The organism is Pseudomonas typographi (genome assembly GCF_014694385.1).
GTDB classification, from domain to species: Bacteria; Pseudomonadota; Gammaproteobacteria; order Pseudomonadales; family Pseudomonadaceae; genus Aquipseudomonas; species Aquipseudomonas typographi.
In genome coordinates this window covers 1-2258 of sequence record NZ_JAAOCA010000083.1, presented here as the reverse complement: position 1 = coordinate 2258, position 2258 = coordinate 1, and the positions used below count along the sequence as shown (strand labels likewise).

Here is a 2258-nt window from a genome sequence, read left to right as displayed (position 1 = left end):
CTAAGGCTTTGACAACCCACGTGCGGCGTGGAGACTTGGTAGCTCGGCACGGTGGAGAAGAGTTTTCTGTAGTGTTGTCTGGCGTTGAGTTTAGTCAATTGTATTCCATGGCCGAAAAATTAAGAGTGGCTATTTCTAAAATGACCATCGAGGTCAGTCCGTCGATATTTCTCAACGTCACAGCTAGCTTCGGTATCGCTTTTGGAGCGCGGGAAAATGGAGGTTGGAAAGAATTGTTCGCTGTAGCAGACGCAGCGTTGTACGAAGCAAAAAGGGCCGGTCGAAATTGTGTGCGATGTCTTATGCAAGATGAAAGTTGAGTATCAGTTAATTCACACAGAGTCTCTAACTTGTCAAAGGTGACAAGGTGCGGCTTTATACCCGGTATAATGGTCGCCGCAGACTTCCTGATTGCGGGAAGCGCTGCCGGAGTAGTTGCCCAGCCTGAGCCCCGCGCGGCGCGCGTGGAGGTTCTAGTGCCGGGGCGGTGTCGAGCCGCCCCCAGGCGGTGGCCGTCCGCCCTGGGCAGCGGCCGGCTTGAAGAAGAGTGACAGCCCGGACGTGAAGGTGCTGGCGCTCTTGGCCGAGCGCCGGAAGCGCATCGGGCTTGAAAGCGAATTGCAGGCCGCTGTCAGCGCATGCCGGTGATCAACTGCGCAGTCCCGCCCATATCCGTCCCAATGCCCGAAAGGGTGCCGTTCTCGCTCACTCAACCACAGGCAGAATCAACTGCGGCCCCTGATTCCGCACATTCCCCACTGCCTTTCCAACCGGATACCAGTCGAAGGCCTCGGTGGGCGTGCCCAACTCGCGGGCGATCACCTCGGCCCGCTCGCTGGTGGTGTCGGGGTCCATCCATTCCTTGGCGAGTTCAGGCTCGAGCACAATCGGCCGCCGGTCGTGGATATCGACCATGCCGCCCAGGGAGTCTGCGGTGAGGATTACGAACCCTTCACCCTCGCGCCCGATGCCGGCGAAGAACATCGGCGCGCCCGTTTTCAGATGGATGAAGTAGGGCTGCTTGCGCTTCGGGTCGGCAGGGTCGGGCACCCACTCATACCAGCCCGTGGCCGGCACCAGCACCCGGCTTGGCCAGGCGGTGCGGAAGAAGCGATTGGTGGCCACCGTTTCCACCCGGGCATTGATGGGTGGTGGGCGCTTGCCGGTAGCCCAGTGCGGTTGCCAGCCCCATTTGATAGCCGAGATCAGCAGGCCGTCCGGGTGATTGCTGAACACGCTCACCAGCGCCGTGGGGGCGATGTTGTACCGCTCCAGTGGTACGGCGTCATAGCCGCTGGCTGGCCTGCTGCCAAGCCAGTCCACGTAATCGGCCAGGCTTCGATCTTGGACAAATCTTCCACACACGGCTGCCACCTATCGTTTCGTCCCTTCACCTGATTGACCACGGCCAGGCACAAAAGGTTAACTGTATATAAGTACAGTAATTCGGTTGCCTCCATGATCACCTTTCTTGGTCCCCTTTCTCCCAGCTCGGCAACCCTGCCGGTCTACTCCTTCCGCGTGCCAGCGGGTTTCCCTTCGCCAGCCACGGACCACCTTGAAAAAGCCATTTCCCTGGATGAACTGCTGAACCTGCGGGCGCCGCATATCTACCTGGTGCGCATCGAGGGCGACAGCATGATCGGCGCCGGAATCTTCGATGGTGATCTGGTGGTGGTGGACCGCGCGATTGAGCCGGCCCACGGGCACATCGTGATTGCCGCCATCAACGGCGAACCGCTGTGTAAGCGCCTGCACCGGCGGGGCGGGGAGGTGGCGTTGTTCTCGGAGAATAGGCGCTTTCCGCCGCGGTACATCATCGATGGCGACGAGCTGCAGATGTGGGGCGTGGTGACGTTCAGCGTGCGCACCCATGACCCGAAGGCCTGATAGGCGTCCATACCATGCATTTTTACATCGTTCGTCGGCGCGAGCTTGGGGTTGCCATATCCAAGACGGAATTGCAGAAGGTGCAGCCCATCCGGGGCAACATCCAGATCAGCGAGTGCAAGCACCCCGTACTGGGTAGAAGCACCATAAGCGCTTGGGTGTTCAAGAGCCAGGGACCCGAGGTGATGCCAGAGCTGCTAGACGTGCGCATCACCCATATGGCTCAGAGCGGCATGTCATTGAGCGGCATCGAGCAAGTTGGCGATTGCTTCTATGCGCAGTCGTGGTGGTGCAGGATTCATGAAGAGGTTTGAAGAGGGGGCTTTGGCGGGATCTGCAGTGCTGCGCAGATGAGGGGTGGGGAGGGT

Annotated in this window: 4 protein-coding genes; 3 read left to right on the top strand and 1 reads right to left on the bottom strand. The window is 59.8% G+C overall.

All coding sequences use genetic code 11. From position 1 onward, the window contains the following. Positions 1-320, top strand: a 320-nt coding sequence (locus HAQ05_RS27680; protein WP_190427541.1) for a GGDEF domain-containing protein, incomplete at its 5' end; no start/stop codon positions are given. A 385-nt stretch (positions 321-705) separates the two neighbouring features. Here the strand turns inward: HAQ05_RS27680 and HAQ05_RS27675 are convergent. Beyond that, positions 706-1365, bottom strand: coding sequence for an SOS response-associated peptidase family protein (locus tag HAQ05_RS27675; RefSeq protein WP_190427536.1), 660 nt, complete (start codon positions 1363-1365; stop codon positions 706-708). A gap of 93 nt (positions 1366-1458) precedes the next feature. On the opposite strand from HAQ05_RS27675, the gene HAQ05_RS27670 reads away from it, so the two are divergent. Continuing rightward, positions 1459-1890, top strand: coding sequence for a LexA family protein (locus HAQ05_RS27670; RefSeq protein ID WP_190427534.1), 432 nt, complete (start codon positions 1459-1461; stop codon positions 1888-1890). Between the two features lie 14 nt (positions 1891-1904). Next, entirely contained in the window at positions 1905-2204 is a 300-nt protein-coding gene (locus tag HAQ05_RS27665; protein ID WP_190427532.1) for a hypothetical protein, read from the top strand. Positions 2205-2258: the final 54 nt, after the last annotated feature.

Excerpts from the sequence above, each read along its gene's own strand:
- HAQ05_RS27665 (WP_190427532.1), top strand. The coding sequence starts at position 1,905 with ATGCATTTTTACATCGTTCGTCGGCGCGAGCTTGGGGTTGCCATATCC.
- HAQ05_RS27670 (WP_190427534.1), top strand. The coding sequence starts at position 1,459 with ATGATCACCTTTCTTGGTCCCCTTTCTCCCAGCTCGGCAACCCTGCCG.